This window comes from Chryseobacterium arthrosphaerae, from assembly GCF_001684965.1.
GTDB lineage: Bacteria > Bacteroidota > Bacteroidia > Flavobacteriales > Weeksellaceae > Chryseobacterium > Chryseobacterium arthrosphaerae.
In genome coordinates this window covers 1,864,013-1,880,632 of the sequence record NZ_MAYG01000001.1, presented here as the reverse complement: position 1 = coordinate 1,880,632, position 16,620 = coordinate 1,864,013, and the positions used below count along the sequence as shown (strand labels likewise).

The window sequence follows — 16,620 nt, the reverse complement described above, 5'->3', positions numbered from 1 at the left end:
GAGCGTCTGGTAGGTTCTGTACTGATTGATAGTATAGATAATTGCATTAACTTTGACGGTCTTTTGGATGAAATTATTTTTCAGTATATTGACCACATTAAAAAAGCAGAGTGAAGTTTTTAAACATAATATTTCTTTTCCTTTTCTGTACCGCCTTCGGACAGAATATGCTCCCTTTGGATACCTTGAAGCTCAAAGAGGCTAAAGATATGCTTGCCGATGATTACGGGAATCTGTATATCTATAAAAATAAAGATTTCAGTCTCACCAAATACGACTCTCTGGGAAAACAGATCGGGAAAATGATGCTTACGGTTCCCTTTAAAGTACAGACCGTACAAAATCCACTGAATGTTCCTTTGTTTTCAGAAAATGCACAGGAAATGAAATTTGTAGACCAGAATATGAATGAAATCCAGCGGATTGATTTTAAACAGAAATTCGGTTTTATCAGAATGGCTTATGCTGAAGACCTGCAGCAGCTGTGGCTGTTGGATGACAGTACAAAACGCCTGATCCAGTACAATTTCAGGAATGATACTACCATCAACTCTTATCCGTTTGATATCAGTTTTGAAGATCTTATGGATTTGCTTGTGTATGAAGGTAAAGTCTATATTCTCACGAGAAAGCATATCAGAATCTACAGTCTGAAGTTTGAAAAGCTGTTTGAAGCCCCCATTGATAACGGGAAAAGATTCAGAAGAGAAAATGACAATATCCTGGTGGTTACCAATAATACCATTTCCCAATATGTTCCCGAAAAAGGATTAGTGACCATTTTTGATGATCAGGATGCGCAAATTGTGGATAAAAACATCCTCTCTTATTTTGAAATCAAGGGGAACAAACTCTATCTTTACAGCCTTGAAAAAGTAAAAAAAGCCAGATAGCAAAAACAACTGGAAACTCAGCCTGAATCTGCAAAACCATCTTCGGAAAAACCTGAAGAAAAGACAAGTGGAGAAGAGGCAGGAGAAAAATCTTCAGACAATACTTTAGAAAAATTGATCGGAGATGTTTCAGCAGTGGAAGCTGCCGGTATAGAAAAGCTTATCAACTAATCAGTAAATACAAGGAAAAAGAATATGCACATTGCAGTTACAGGAAACATTGGAGCCGGAAAAACAACTTTGACTACCATGCTTTCCAAGCATTACGGATGGGATGCACAATTTGAGGATGTAGATCATAATCCTTATCTCGAGGATTTTTATTCTGATATGAGCAAATGGAGTTTTGCACTGCAGGTGTACTTCCTGGGAAGCAGATTCCGCCAGGTGAAAGAGATCAGGGAAAGCGGGAAAAATATTATTCAGGACCGTACTATTTATGAAGATGCACACATTTTTGCCGAAAACCTGAATGATATGAATCTTCTTTCTGACAGGGATTTCAATAACTATTCATCACTTTTTGACCTGATGAAGTCTTTTGTTTCCGCTCCGGATCTGTTGATTTATTTAAAATCTGACGTTCCCAATCTGGTAAAGAAAATCTACAAAAGAGGACGTGAGTATGAAGCTTCCATCAGTATTGAATACCTTTCAAAGCTGAATCAGAAATATGAAAAATGGATTTCCAATTATACAGAAGGGAAGCTTTTGGTGATTGAAGTTGATGATCTTGACTTTGTAGAAAAGCCTGAAGATTTCGGATTGATCCTTGAGAAGATTGAAGCAGAACTGCACGGACTGTTTTAACAAATATTTATCAGAATATTAAGACAGCCTCCACCCAATTCTTATTAAATTTGTGTAGACGAGTTTAATTTTTTTTAAAACGATTAAAGATGTTAGTAAAAGTTTTACATAACGGAAACTGTTCAAAATCAAACGCCGTTCTTGAATATCTGGATGAAAACGGTGTTCCTTTTGAGATTATCAATATCATAGAAGATCCGTTGAGTATTCTTGAGATCAAAACAGTTTTGAAGAAACTTAACCAGAGTGTCTTCCATATCATCCGTAAAACGGATAAGCTGTATATTGATAACTATGCAGATAAGAATTATACTGAAGAAGAATGGATTAAAATTCTGGCTGAAAATCCTTCCCTGATTCAAAGGCCTATTCTGGTAAAAGGATCAGTGGCAATGTTGGGAAGACCCATTGAAAACGTAAAATTCTTTATTGAGAAATAGTATTTAAATATAAATAAAAGAGCCTGTTTTAATTGATAAAACAGGCTCTTTTATTTTACAATCCATAAGGATTAACTCGTATTAAGGTTACTTTTTCCGATTGCCTTTAGATCCAACGATAGCGTTGTATAATGCTTCCAGTTCTTTTGGAGGACGGCCGGCATCAAAAGTCGCAGAAGTGTAGCTTGTGCCTCCGGAAGTGATTATAAAAGTAGAGGATAAAGCCTGATCTGAAAATCTGCCGGTAGTAGGAGACTGGAGATCTGATATCTTGGAAAGATCAAGAGCTTCTGCCTGTCTGGCGATATTATTCCATTCGGAAGGAAGCATTGCAGATTTTGTGGAATCTCCATTATAAACTGCTATTTTTGATATAGGTGTTAAAATGGAATTTCGGTTAATACCTCTTGTTATTTCTGTTAGTTGAATTTTTTCGATTTTATTTTGTTGGTTTGTTTTAGTTAAATTTTTTTCATTATTTTCTGTTTTGTTTTGATGAAAACAACTGATGTTTAATGTTATCAGAATTGCATTGATTATTATAAAAAGAATCCTCATTGTATTATTTTTACTTTATTTTAAATTTTGATGAATTGTATTCTTGTATGATGGGTTAATTTTTTATATTTGCTAAATTATAAAAAATATGGTAATGACAAAATCTATTATTTTAAAATCCTCTTTAGCCGCATTGTTTTTTATGGGCGTGGGAGTTTCAAACGCACAGGTCAGAGACGGTGCAAAACCTACAAAAAAAGTATGGGAAAACAGAAAGCTGGATCCTAATGGAGTAGAAAAGTGCGGAACTGTTGAATATGAAGCAAACTTACAGAAGAAGTTTCCAGAAAGGCTGTCTGATGAACAGTTTGAAAAATGGCTTGCTCCTTTGATTGAAAAAGCTCAGGCCAACAAATCTCAGAATGGAACAGTAATTACAATTCCGGTAGTAGTACACGTTATTCACAGTGGTCAGAATGTAGGTGTTGCACCTAATATTTCAGACACTCAGGTAATGTCTCAGCTTACCGTAATGACCAATGACTTCAGAAAAAAAATTAATACTCCGGGCTATAATACCAATGCCGTAGGTGCTGATACTGAAATAGAATTCGTACTTGCAAAAGTAGATCCTAACGGAAATCCTACCAACGGAATTGACAGAGTAAACCTTTGCAGGGATTATTGGGGAAGAGGTGATGAAAGCCAGGGATATACAGATTATATTAACGGAACTGTAAAGCCTAAGACGATCTGGGATCCTACCAAATATATGAATATGTGGAGTGTGGACTTTGCAGATAACGGTCTGTTAGGGTATGCTCAGTTCCCTTCTGCTTCAGGTCTTCCGGGACTTGGCGCAAATGGAGGTCTGGCTACTACAGATGGGGTAGTTGCAGGATATGCTACTTTTGGAAGTATGGATTATAATGATGGTACGTTCCTGATGCAGCCTGGTTATGACAGGGGAAGAACAATGACCCACGAGGTAGGCCACTTTCTTGGGTTAAGACATATTTGGGGAGATGCAGCATGTGGAAATGACTATTGTGCAGATACACCTACGGCACATACTGCAAATTATACATGTAATGCTTCTATAGTAAGCTGTAACGATCCGAACGTTTTTGAAATGGTTCAGAACTATATGGACTATACCAATGATACTTGTATGAACATTTATACCAATGATCAGAAAACAAGAATCAGAACAGTAATGGATAATTCTCCGAGAAGATTGGAGCTTAAAGCATCTACTGCTGATCAGCCTATTCCTTTGTTCCCTAATGATGCTGAAATAAAATACGATGGCGGATGTTCATTAGGTATTCTTAACTGTGGAGCAGGCGTATTGCGTCTTCTTATTACAAACAGAGGAACCAGTAATTTAACTTCAGCTGTTGTTTCATATTCAATCAACGGCGGAGCTGCTCAGACGTATAGCTGGTCAGGTAATCTGACTCAGGATAAATCTGATGTTATCAACATCCCTGTAGATGGATCTGTAGCATCTTCACCTGTTACTTTCTCCATTACATCTGTAAACGGAGGAGCAGACCAGAGAAGTACCAATAATACGACAAGCGGTAACTATGTAAAACCTGTAGCACCTGCATACTTTGGAACAACTACGGTTACCTTTAAGTTAAAGAGAGACAGATTTGGACAGGAAACAAGATGGAATCTTAAAAACAGTGCAGGTCAGATCGTAAAAGAGGGAAGATATAGTAATTCTCAACCAGGGCAGGCTGATCCGGCTCTTATCACTCAGACATGGAACTTGCCTCAAGATTGCTATGTATTCACAATATCTGATGATTATGGAGATGGTTTAACGGCAGTGAGTCAAGGATCTGCGCAAGGATATGTAGATTTGCTTACAAGTTCAGGACAGACTATATTCCATTTGGATGGTGAATTCTCTTATGAAACGAAAGCATTCACTACAAGAGAATCTTTATCAACTTCAGAAGTGAATAAGAAAAATACCTTCGGAGTGTATCCTAACCCGGTTAACGATATTCTTAATATTACAGGACTTTCAGGAGAAACTCAGTTTGAAATTCATAATGCTGTAGGACAGCTTGTTAAGAACGGTAAAACCGGCAATAATCAGATTCATGTATCTGAACTTGCAAAAGGTGTTTATGTAATTACCCTTAACAATGCTAAAGTTTCAGAAAGCATTAAGTTTGTTAAGAAATAATACAACAACAACTATCAGATTGATAAAACCACCTCTTAACAGGGGTGGTTTGTTGTTTATTAAAGGAATGTAATAATTAAAGGATAAATAAAGATTGGAAGCAGTAGGAACAGAAGAATACCTTTATGAATGGCAGTAAGGCTAATAAAAACCGGATCATGGTAATATGATCCGGTTTCTGCTTTTACAATAGAATAACGCCTTCTATCTTGGCTACTTCTTTATAGATATTCACCACCTGATTGGCATCCAGTACAAATGCATTGATGTTGCAGGCTGTGTATTTTCCATTTTTGCTTTCGCGGTTTCCCAGTGTAAATTTAATACCGTCAAAAACTTTGTAAATTTCAGTAAGTTTTGCCTGGTCTGTGGGAATGATAAATTTAAATAAATAATCTTCCGGAAAATCATGATGATCCTCCAGTTTTTCCTTCAGAGATTTGTAAAAATCCTCAGGACTTGCGTGTTGATTTCCTTGTAATATATCCATCTGCAATTGTTAATATAATATAAATATAGCGAAAATTTTCCTATTTTCCAAACGGCCCCAGCAGGGATTTGGAGTTCTGATGTTCATAATCTTCGATAATATTGAATAGGCCGTTGACGAGCTGTTCTGAAGCAAGTTGGCTCAATCCGCCGGAGTTGACTGTGTTTTTATTTCCTCCCAGAAGATTTCCGAGGAAGTTATTTCCGGCTAATGCGGTATTGATTGTTTTCACAATTCCATATTCATTGAGCTTTTCATCCACTTTAGGGGAAATGGCTGCAATAAGCTGTTGGGAGGTTTTTTCTTTCAGGATCTGTGTTGCAGTTGTTCCCTGGATGATCCTTGTTACATCCTGTGCATTAAGGCTGTTGACAGCACCCTGTAAAATAGGTTTTGAAATATTGACAGTGTACACTGCTGCCTGTGCAATATAATCCCTTTCTTTGGCAACCAGAGAGGGTGAAATTTTTTCCAGCATAGAATTGATGTCTCTGAGCTCTTTCGGAAGGGCTTTGTCAACCATATTATTCTGCAGGAAGGCTTCTTTGTTTCCATAGATACCTGCTCCTTTATCAATGCCGTTAAGAAGCATTCTTTTGATAATAGAAAGCCCCATATCGCTTGTGGCAATGCTTGTGCAGGACTGTACGGTAGTAGTGATGGCTGCACCGGTTCCAATGATCAGGGCCGTTGCAATGATATATTTTTTCATTGATATTTTTTATTACATTTTTCTTAAAGCTTTTTGTCAAAAACCGCACCAAAGGTAAATACTATTCTCTATTTAACAAAATATTAAATCCATACCCGTTATTGGGTGGTTTTTTAAAGAAAAAATGCTGTTTTCCTATTAATGATATGATTGTTTATTTGTGGTTATTTTGTGTATAAATTCATAAATAATAATTGTTTTTTATTTTATGTTTATTAAATGTTAATTGTTTTTAAATTTTTAAGATATTTTAACATGATTCAATATTTTTCCTATTTTTGACTAATGTCTTTTTTTGAGATTTTAAGATAACTCCAATAAAGATATGCGGAAATTTGATTGATTGAATAAAATTGAAACTATATGAAACAAAGTAATTTAAAGTATTCATGTCTCATTGCTGTTCTGTACTTCGGGATGAACGTCAATGCGCAGACAGCCCCAAAAGATACTGCTGCAAAAGAGCAGAAGATCGAGGAGGTAGTTCTGATAGGATATGGATCTCAGAAGAAAGAGAACGTGACCGGAAGTATCGGGATTGTTTCTGCTAAAGATTTGGCCAATAAGCCCAATGCAAATCCTATCAGTTCTATACAGGGAAGATTGTCTGGTGTTCAGGTTCTGAACTCAGGTGCACCGGGTGCTTCGCCTAGAGTAGATATCAGGGGAATCAGCTCTTTGACGGGTAAAACCGTTTTTATTGTTGACGGAATGATTACAGATGATATTTCTTTCTTAAGCCCTCAGGATATAGAATCAATGAGTGTTCTGAAAGACCCTTCGAGTTTGGCAATCTACGGGGCAAGAGCATCCAATGGTGCTGTAATCATTAAAACCAAAACAGGAAGAGGTAAAAAACCGGTTTTTAATTTTAATTCATACTTAGGAATTAAGACAGTGACCAATATCCCTAAGATGGTCAATACAGATCAGTATATACAGCTGTATAACGAGAAACTGATCAATGATAAAGCAAAAGATCCTGTATTCTTAGATAGAGCATCCTATCCTACAGATACGGATTGGTTTAAAGAGATTTTCAGAACAGCTATCATTAATTCTAATGATATTTCAGCTTCAGGAACTCTTGGTAAACTGAATTATTATTTAAGTGCAGGAAATCTTCAGGATGAAGGAAATCTTGCGGCAGGTCAGGGAATTAATTCCGGCAGTGGATTTAACAGATTTACCACGAAAGTGAATTTGAGTTATAAAATTACCGATAATCTTACGATCGGGAATAATTTCACTTTTTCAAAAATGCGTACAGACCATGTGCATAATACTTTACTTGATGCTTATTCGTCACCGCCTTTGTATGCACCCATTAATCCCGCTACAGGAGATTACCAATATTTTACATTGGCTAAAATTCCTAATTCAAGAGCAAAAATGGATTTGTTCAGATCTCAGACCAGAGAAGAAAGGCTGTTGAACAATATCTGGGGAGAATATAAATTCCTCAATGATTTTACATTGCGAATTAGCTATAGCACTGACAATATTAATTCGAATAAGTATGAATATACGCCAACATTTGGCTATGTCCCTGTTGCTGATCAAAAACCCAATAAGTTAATCACAAGAGATTCCAGGACCAGAAATTATATCTGGGATAATACCTTAAGCTGGAAAAAAGAATTGGGAAAACATAATATAGAATTGCTGGCAGGCTTTTCCAGAACGAGAAATTCATATTCTCAGGCCTATGCAGAAGCATTGAATGTGAATTATAACGGTAGTAATGCTTCTCTGGACATTTCTAATGGAACGGATATTTATCGAACCAGTTTTGAAGAAGGAGATAGAAATGTAATTCCGTATCAGGATAGGATTGAATCCTTTTTTGGAAGGGTTAATTATGATTATGATGGGAAATATTTAGTAAATGCTTCTGTTCGTAGGGACGGAACTTCTAAATATTCTTCGAATGACAGAACTCGTGTATTTCCGGCTGTAAGTGCAGGATGGGTAATTTCCAGAGAAAACTTTATGAGTGAACAGAATGTTTTCAATCTTTTAAAATTAAGAGCAAGCTGGGGTAAGTTGGGAAATCCTGATGTACAAAGAGCATTTACACTGAATACGACTATTCTTCCCGAAGGAGCTTATTATGGAAATGCGGGATATCCTTCACAAACAATCAACAAGGTTATAGATCCAAATATTGGCTGGGAGACAACAACGGGTAAAGACTTCGGAATAGAAATGGCAATGTTCAGTAATAAACTGAAAATCGATGCTACTTATTTTGATAAAGATACTAAAGATGTAGTATACGGTATCGTTCAGGGAACAGTTTCCGGTGCTGCAAACTGGAATAATTATATTACCAATGCCTATTCCTTTAATAATAAAGGATTAGAGTTTTCTGTCAGCTATGATACTAAGATCAATGATCATGTGAAAATTGGAGTATATGGAAATATGACCACTTTGAAGAATGAGATTACTTCTGTTGCTAACAATTCCTATTTGAATGCAGGAGCTAGTCTGTATGGTAACTCAATCATAAGATTACAGGCGGGTGAAGCTGTAGGTTCATATTATGGTTATCAGGTAGAAGGTATTTTCCAGAATCAGGCGGAAGTAGATGCGTGGGCTACTCAGAATGGAGCCCAAGCCGGAGGGTTTAAATTTGCAGATTTGGATGGAAACGGTGTGATTGACGTCAGAGATAAAAAATTCCTGGGGAGTCCTATTCCTAAGGGATCTTATGGATTTGGTGTTAATTTGAATGTGTATGATTTTGATTTTGCTATTGATTTTCAAGGTGTTTTCGGGAATAAAATTTATAATTTTAACAGAGAGCAGCGTTACGGAAATGAAAGTTGGGATCTTGATTTCTATAACAACAGATGGCATGGTGCAGGAACATCTAATGCTTATCCGATGGCAACCAATAACCAAGCTATCATTTTACCAAACAGTTTTTACGTAGAAGACGGAAGTTATATAAGAATCAGAAATATTCAGGTTGGTTATAATTTACCTCAAACATTTGCAAAATCATTGTCTATTACCAAATTAAGATTATATGTAAGTGCTCAGAACCCTTGGACAAGCTTCAAATATAATGGGTTCTCACCTGAAATCTTGAATACTGATAGAGTACAAATGGGAGTTGATAACAATATTTATCCAATTTCAGCCATTTATACTGTTGGTCTTAATTTAACATTTTAATAAGAAAGAGTTATGAAAAAGATATTTTTATCAATCGCATTATTTTCATTGGCAGTAAGTTGCAATGATTATTTAGATATAAAGCAGGAAGGTTATACAGATGCTTCAACATTTTTCAAAACCCAAGAGGATGCTATGCAGGCAACGAATGCTATCTATACTTTTCTGAGGAGTTGGGAAAATTCTGCTTTCCCATACCAGTTTGTATTTGGAGTACCTGCAGATGATGTTGTCAAAGGATCTAATCCCGGTGATGCTTCCTTTATCAATGTATATGATAATTTTACTTATACCGTTAGTGATGAGGGTATAAGAGGGTATTGGATCGGACAATGGCAGGCGATAAACAGTTGTAATCAGGTAATTACGAATGTTCCGAAGATTGATATGGATGCTAATTTAAAAATAAGGTTGGTGGCAGAAGCAAAAATGCTGAGAGCGTATCTTTACTTTAATTTAGTGAGAATATATGGTGGTGTACCTATTTTTGACGGACTTCAGACTAATTATAAAGTTCCAAGAAATACTGCAGCGGAAGTGTATGATTTTATTATTTCCGACCTTACCACTGCTGCAGGAATTCTTCCTCAGACTTATCCCGCTTCAGATTTGGGGAGAGTAACGAAGGGAGCAGCATTGGGATTACTTTCAAAAGTATACCTTTATAAAAAAGATTGGCAGAAAGCATATGAAACGTCCAATCAGGTAATGAGTATGGGGTATGACTTAGATCCTGATTTCAATCATTTATTCAGACCGGCAGGAGAATTTGGAAGAGAATCTGTATTTGAAGTAAATTGTGACTGTATACCTCCATTCAAAGGAAGCCAGTATGCTGAAGTACAGGGAGTAAGAGATCAGTTTGGCTGGGGCTTCTTTACCCCTTCTAATGCTCTTGAAAATGCATTTGAGGCTGGTGATATCAGAAAAGAACTTACCATTCTTAGAAACGGAGAGACGACTCCGGAAGGAGATTTAATTGCAATGGGTGATGCTCAGTCAGTAACTACTTATAACCAAAAAGTATACGTGCCAAAAGCTTTGAACAAAAGTGCTTGCGGTTATGGGTCTATTCAGAATATCAGAATTTTAAGATTTGCTGAAATCCTTCTGATTAATGCAGAAGCCGCCAATGAATTAGGAAATACTTCTGCAGCTATTGCCAATCTTAATAGGGTGAGATCAAGAGCTCAGTTAGGAGGTACTACAGCATCAACACAGGCTGCATTGAGAACTGCAATCTGGCATGAACGTAGAGTAGAGCTTGCTATGGAAGGTGACCGTTTCGTAGACTTGGTAAGAACCGGACAAGCTGCTACAGTATTGGCTCCTTATGGATTCAAAGCCGGAAAAAACGAACTGTTCCCAATTCCGTTTGATGCAATGACTGAAAGTGCGGGTGCATTTACACAAAACCCCGGATATTAAAACATAAAATAAACTTTAGAGGAGAATGAAAGTTCTCCTCTTCTTTTAGTAGAATTACGTAAAAAAGAAATCATGAAAAGGATCGTATTATCAATGGCTGTTACCTCTTTGTTTTTTGTATATTCATGCAAAAACGCCAATATTCAGAAACAGGAAACCCAGGCCGGTAAAGGGGTGAAATCTGATATTACAGACGAACAGCTGATGGACAGAGTGCAGAAAGATGCTCTGAAATATTTCTGGGACTATGCAGAACCGAAGTCAATGCTGGGAAGAGAGCGGTATCATGAAGATAATATTTATCCTGATAAAGATAAACACGTGATCACTACCGGCGGTTCAGGATTTGGACTCGCAACAATTCTGGTTGGTGTGGAAAGAGGATTTGTCCCAAGGAAGGAAGCTGTAAAAAGACTTTCCCATATGATGGATTTCCTTGCAAAAGCCGACCGACATAAAGGAGCATGGTCTCATTGGATCAATGGAGAGACAGGTAAGACTGTTCCTTTCGGTAAAAAAGATAATGGAGGAGATCTCGTGGAAACCGCATTCCTTACTTCAGGAATACTGATGGTTCGTGAATATTTTAAAAACGGAAATGAAGAAGAAAAAGCACTGGCTGCAAAATGTGATGAGCTATGGAAAGGAATTCAGTGGAACTGGTATACCAAAGGAGGTGAAAAAGTCCTTTACTGGCATTGGTCACCGGAATATCAGTGGGAAATGAACTTTCCTCTCGAAGGTTATAATGAATGTCTGATCACTTATATTTTAGCAGCATCTTCACCTACTTATTCTATTGATGCTGAAACCTACTATAAAGGATGGACCAGAAACGGAACCTACCTTACAGACAAAACAAAATACGGATTACCTCTGTATGTAAAACATAATTATGCCGAAGAATACGGCGGCCCATTGTTCTGGGCACAATATTCATATATCGGGCTGGATCCTACAGGACTATCCGATAAGCTGGTGAAAAACTATTTCGATGTAAATAAAAACCAGACACTTATCGATTACCAATATTGTGTAGAAAATCCGAAGCAATGGAAAGGCTATGGGCCGAACTATTGGGGATTAACAGCCGGTTATACAAGAAATGAAAATGGAAGCACAGGATATACAGCCCATATGCCGGGTAATGATAATGGAGTAATAACACCCACAGCAGCATTGAGCAGTTTTCCATATACTCCAAAAGAATCCATGAATTTCCTGAGGTTTATTTATACTCAAAAACCTGAATTCATAGGATCTGCCGGGCCTTATGATGCAACATCCATTCATTACGGCAATTGGTTTACACCAAGATACCTGGCTATTGACCAGGGAACAATAGCTCCAATGATTGAAAACTACAGAACAGGATTCCTGTGGAAACTGTTTATGAATGCTCCCGAAATTCAGCAGGGATTAAAAAAACTGAGTTTCCAGTCCTCAAAATATGGAATAAAATAATTTTAAATAAGCCTCTTTGGATTTCAGATGTTAATAAAGAGTTCAGCCGATCATTTAAATACAATAATCTGCTCAATCTGAAAGATATGTTAGAGAAAAAACAATATGCAGCAGCTATATACATTCAATAGAAACGGGCTTTAGCCCGTTTAAAATAAATAAAACCAAATCCAGGGCTTTAGCCAAAACCTATAGAATTATGAAATTAAAACATATTCCCCTTTTATTATTACCGTTTTCATTGCAGTTGAATGCCCAGGAAATAAAAGGCGAGCTTAACAAAGAAATTAAAAGAACGGAAAAAATCTCCTATATCCTGGATTATCCCCAGAATACAAAAGGAAACGTTCCGTTGATTGTCTTTCTTCACGGTTCCGGAGAAAGAGGAAATAACCTTGAACTGGTAAAAGCACACAGTCCGTTCACCTATAAAAATCTGATCAAAGAACCGGTAGCTATTCTTGCACCCCAGTGTCCGGAAGGAATGTGGTGGGATACCGTTACAGTGTATAATTTAATAAAAGAAATTCAGAAAAAATATAAGATTGATCCTTCAAGAATCTATCTGACAGGGCTTTCTATGGGCGGATGGGGTACTTTGAAACTGGCGATGGAGCATCCCGAAATGTTTGCGGCAGTAGTTTCAGTCTGCGCTCCTACGGATCAGGTAATGACCGCAAATATTGATAGATTTAAAGATTTGAATATGAAAATATTCCACGGAGGTATGGATGATATTGTACTGCCGGAAAATGCTTTCAAATTTTATCAGAAACTTCATCCTGTAAATCCATCAGCAGAACTGGTCATATTCCCGAATGATAATCATAACTCATGGGATTCTGCCTATTCAAATCCACAGCTGTATGAATGGATGCTGTCTAAAAAGAAAGAAAAAAATAAATAATGATTGACCTTGACGAGATATTTATAGAAAGCTTTAGCGGAAATAAAAAGAATATCCGTGAGGTTCATCGTTTTCAGAATGGAGACCTGGTAACTTCTGCCTTTTTTGAAAATTTAAAAAAAATCAGAGATCTGAACTTTAAAGATCCTGAAAGATTTGAAACAATATATGAGCATCATGAACATTATTATTTGCAACAGACTTATGATCGTTCCAAAAATATTACAGGATGTAGCATTTCCATTAAAAACCCATTTGAAGGACCGGATCAATTTGAAACTTATGCTTTGATATCTAAAGAATGGCTGGAAAAGAATATCGAAGAAGAAAACGCCCTGACAAAGTTTATCATTTTGAAAGCAGATAACGACGAAATCAGTTATACATTCAAGGGAGAAAGGCTTACAGAAGTGATTTTTGATATCAAAGGATATGAAGACTCTTATCATATCACTACGGTTTACAGTGAAGATCAAAAAACATGTCACGTCTGGAAAAAATATATCAATGCTGAGTATCCTACAGTCATGAAAACTTATGAATTTACGGATAATATGGTTATTGAAAGAGAAGGTGACCGGATTAAATATATCGTCTCTGATGAAACAGATCGGGTGATAAGAATTGGTGATTTCCTATATAATGAAGAAAAACTGCATTTGTTTAAACATTATATGCAAACCGAAGATCAAGACACATTCAGTAAAATAATGAAACATATTCATCTTGAAATTTTCAATTATGATGAATTTGACAACCTTACATTACATGAGACATCATTTTACCGTCCGGATTTTTCTAAAGACCGCCTTACCCCTCAACTTGAAGAAATTGAATATTTTGACCAATACAATATTCATTACGGAAGTGTGTACTGCAAAACAAAAGACGATTATGATGATTACTCGGGGGGAGAAAACAGATTGGAATACCTTGAAGGAAGGGTGAATGAGTATAATAAAAAAGATGAGCTTATTGCCATACACTATATCGAAAATGAAAAGAAAACCCATGCAGAATTTTTTTCACCCACCAATTTTTCTACCGAAAAATATGATGAATACGGAAATACTATAGAATGGTATACGGAGAATAAAGTCACGAATACTATTGAAAGCATCAAGCAGGAGATCATTTATCAGTGAAAGCTGCTTACCGGTCACAATGAAATTGAAGAAGACTAACTTGTAACTAAGCAAAAAAATATAAAACAATAATAATAAGAAGATCGATTTATGAAAAAGTTAATTGTACTTGCAACCTTAGCACTTTCACCTGTGTTTTCCGCTCAGGAAATGGTGGATAAGCCGGTTCAGGCCTATCAGACCGCTCAGTATCAGGCTAAAAAGAAAGCCTTTGTAGACAATCTTTTATCTAAAATGACTTTGGATGAGAAGATTGGCCAGCTGAACCTGCCGACTTCAGGAGATTTTACCACAGGCCAGGCCCAGAGTTCAGATATCGGAAAAAAAGTGGAACAGGGACTCGTAGGAGGACTGTTCAATATAAAAGGAGCAGATAAAATAAAGGCCGTTCAGAAAGTGGCTATTGAAAAAAGCCGTCTTAAGATCCCTTTGATCTTTGGTATGGATGTGATTCATGGCTATGAAACCACCTTCCCGATTCCTTTAGGACTTGCCGCGTCATGGGATATGAACCTTGTACAGCAGTCTGCGAGGGTAGCAGCAAGAGAAGCCGCATCTGACGGTATCAACTGGACATTTTCGCCAATGGTGGATATTTCCCGTGAACCGAGATGGGGAAGAGTTTCTGAAGGTTCCGGAGAAGACCCTTACCTGGGAAGCGAAATCTCCAAGAACATGGTATACGGCTACCAGGGCAAAGATCTGGCAAACGGTACCAATATACTGGCTTGTGTAAAGCACTTTGCACTGTATGGAGCCGGAGAGGCTGGCCGTGATTATAATACAGTTGATATGAGCCATGTGAGAATGTTCAACGAATATTTTCCACCCTATAAAGCCGCTGTAGATGCAGGGGTAGCTTCTGTAATGGCTTCTTTCAATGAAGTAGATGGAGTTCCGGCAACAGGTAGCAGATGGCTGCAGACTGAAGTACTGAGGAACCAATGGAAATTCAAAGGTTTTGTAGTGACTGATTATACCGGGATCAACGAAATGGTGGAACATGGAATGGGGGATCTGCAGCAGGTTTCTGCCTTGGCGTTGAAAGCCGGAGTGGATATGGATATGGTAGGAGAGGGATTTTTAACAACCCTTAAAAAATCTCTTTCTGAAGGTAAGGTGACCCAGGCTGAAATTGATGCAGCAGCGAAAAGAATTCTTGAAGCAAAATATGATCTGGGATTATTTGACAATCCTTACAAGCATGGAGACGCAAAGCTGGCTGCAAAAGAAGTTTACAACATGGAAAACCGTAACATTGCGAGAAATGTTGCAGCCCAGTCTATGGTTTTACTGAAAAATGAAAATCAGGTACTCCCTTTGAAAAAGTCAGGAACAGTCGCTGTGATAGGCCCATTGGTCAACAACTCTTTGAATATGGCCGGAACCTGGAGTGTCGCTACCAAACATGCAGTCTCAGTCAATTTAATGCAGGGGTTACAGGCAAACTACGGTAAAGAAGTGAAATTCCTTTCTGCTAAAGGGGCAAACATTGATTACGATGCCAGGCTGGAAGATATCTATGCTGCTCACGGAAAGAAAACAGACCGTGATAACCGCTCAAAAGAACAACTATTAAAAGAAGCGGTTGATGTAGCCAATAAAGCAGATGTAATTGTTCTGGCTATCGGGGAATCTGCAGAGATGAGCGGAGAATCCTCTTCCAGAACAGAAATTACAATTCCTCAGTCTCAGGTAGACTTATTAAACGAGCTGAAGAAAACCGGAAAACCTATTGCGATGGTCCTTTTCACGGGACGTCCATTGGCTCTTACCAATGTAAAAGATACTCCGGATGCAATTTTGAATGCCTGGTTTGCAGGATCTGAAGCAGGAAATGCAATTGCTGATGTACTGTTCGGAAAAGTAAACCCTTCAGGAAAACTGCCGATGACCTTCCCGAGAAGCCTGGGGCAGGTTCCTATCTATTATAATGCTAAAAATACAGGCCGTCCGCTGAGCCAGGATAAAGTAGATAAATGTACCTACGAAAGATTCCGTTCCAATTATATGGATGAATGTAATACGCCGTTATATTCTTTCGGGTACGGATTAAGCTATACGAAATTTAATTATTCTGATATTACGGTTTCCAATGCCAATCCGAAAGGAAATCAAACCGTTCAGGCATCTGTTACCGTAACCAACAGCGGAAACTATGATGGCGCCGAGGTGGTTCAGCTATACATCAGAGATATGGTGGGAAGTATTACAAGACCGGTAAAAGAGCTGAAAGGTTTCCAGAAGGTATTTTTGAAAAAAGGAGAATCAAGAAAAGTAACCTTTGATATTACCCCTGAAAATCTGAAATTCTATAACGGAGATCTGAAATATGATTGGGAAGCGGGAGAATTCGATATCATGATTGGTACGAACTCTCAGGATGTAAAACATTCAAAAATCAACTGGACAAAATAACTCCGGGATAAACTTTTAATATA

At 37.4% G+C, this 16,620-nt stretch carries 13 protein-coding genes; 10 read left to right on the top strand and 3 right to left on the bottom strand.

Annotated features, from left to right (window positions below; all coding sequences use genetic code 11):
* The first annotated feature begins 110 nt into the window (after positions 1-110).
* The 3 genes from BBI00_RS08645 (at position 111) to BBI00_RS08635 (ending at position 2,143) form a co-directional block, all read left to right on the top strand.
* A complete protein-coding gene (locus BBI00_RS08645; protein WP_228394741.1) occupies positions 111-893 on the top strand; it encodes a hypothetical protein in 783 nt (260 codons plus the stop codon).
* 195 nt (positions 894-1,088) lie between these two features.
* A complete protein-coding gene (locus tag BBI00_RS08640; protein WP_065398380.1) occupies positions 1,089-1,703 on the top strand; it encodes a deoxynucleoside kinase in 615 nt (204 codons plus the stop codon).
* A gap of 89 nt (positions 1,704-1,792) precedes the next feature.
* Positions 1,793-2,143 (top strand): ArsC/Spx/MgsR family protein, encoded by a 351-nt coding sequence (locus BBI00_RS08635; RefSeq protein WP_065398379.1) that lies wholly within the window; start codon positions 1,793-1,795, stop codon positions 2,141-2,143.
* A gap of 87 nt (positions 2,144-2,230) precedes the next feature.
* On the opposite strand, the gene BBI00_RS23070 is transcribed toward BBI00_RS08635, so the two are convergent.
* The gene (locus tag BBI00_RS23070) at positions 2,231-2,473 is read right to left on the bottom strand and encodes a hypothetical protein (protein WP_123902244.1); all 243 of its coding nucleotides are present in this window, start codon (positions 2,471-2,473) and stop codon (positions 2,231-2,233) included.
* Between the two features lie 322 nt (positions 2,474-2,795).
* Between BBI00_RS23070 and BBI00_RS08625 the strand changes: the two genes are divergently transcribed.
* Positions 2,796-4,847 (top strand): M43 family zinc metalloprotease, encoded by a 2,052-nt coding sequence (locus tag BBI00_RS08625; protein WP_065398377.1) that lies wholly within the window; start codon positions 2,796-2,798, stop codon positions 4,845-4,847.
* A 184-nt stretch (positions 4,848-5,031) separates the two neighbouring features.
* Here BBI00_RS08625 and BBI00_RS08620 read toward each other — a convergent pair whose 3' ends face one another.
* Together BBI00_RS08620 and BBI00_RS08615 are read right to left on the bottom strand one after the other, a co-directional pair.
* On the bottom strand, positions 5,032-5,337 hold the full coding sequence (locus BBI00_RS08620; protein WP_065398376.1) for a DUF493 family protein: 306 nt from the start codon (positions 5,335-5,337) through the stop codon (positions 5,032-5,034).
* 40 nt (positions 5,338-5,377) lie between these two features.
* Positions 5,378-6,049 (bottom strand): DUF4197 family protein, encoded by a 672-nt coding sequence (locus BBI00_RS08615; protein WP_065398375.1) that lies wholly within the window; start codon positions 6,047-6,049, stop codon positions 5,378-5,380.
* Positions 6,050-6,412: 363 nt separating this feature from the next.
* Between BBI00_RS08615 and BBI00_RS08610 the strand changes: the two genes are divergently transcribed.
* From BBI00_RS08610 to bglX, 6 genes are all read left to right on the top strand, one after another.
* The gene (locus BBI00_RS08610) at positions 6,413-9,235 is read left to right on the top strand and encodes a SusC/RagA family TonB-linked outer membrane protein (protein WP_065398374.1); all 2,823 of its coding nucleotides are present in this window, start codon (positions 6,413-6,415) and stop codon (positions 9,233-9,235) included.
* Positions 9,236-9,247: 12 nt separating this feature from the next.
* On the top strand, positions 9,248-10,663 hold the full coding sequence (locus tag BBI00_RS08605) for a RagB/SusD family nutrient uptake outer membrane protein (protein ID WP_065398373.1): 1,416 nt from the start codon (positions 9,248-9,250) through the stop codon (positions 10,661-10,663).
* Positions 10,664-10,735: 72 nt separating this feature from the next.
* The gene (locus BBI00_RS08600) at positions 10,736-12,127 is read left to right on the top strand and encodes a glucoamylase family protein (RefSeq protein WP_065398372.1); all 1,392 of its coding nucleotides are present in this window, start codon (positions 10,736-10,738) and stop codon (positions 12,125-12,127) included.
* Between the two features lie 199 nt (positions 12,128-12,326).
* Positions 12,327-13,034, top strand: a complete 708-nt coding sequence (locus tag BBI00_RS08595) for a carboxylesterase family protein (protein ID WP_065398371.1) — start codon at positions 12,327-12,329, stop codon at positions 13,032-13,034.
* Positions 13,034-14,179 carry a hypothetical protein gene (locus tag BBI00_RS08590; protein WP_065398370.1) on the top strand — a complete coding sequence of 382 codons (1,146 nt, stop codon included), beginning with the start codon at positions 13,034-13,036 and terminating at the stop codon, positions 14,177-14,179. Before BBI00_RS08595 ends, BBI00_RS08590 begins: the two co-directional genes overlap by 1 nt.
* Before the next feature lie 90 nt (positions 14,180-14,269).
* Positions 14,270-16,597 (top strand): beta-glucosidase BglX, encoded by a 2,328-nt coding sequence (gene bglX, locus BBI00_RS08585; RefSeq protein ID WP_065398369.1) that lies wholly within the window; start codon positions 14,270-14,272, stop codon positions 16,595-16,597.
* The last annotated feature ends 23 nt before the right edge of the window (positions 16,598-16,620 follow it).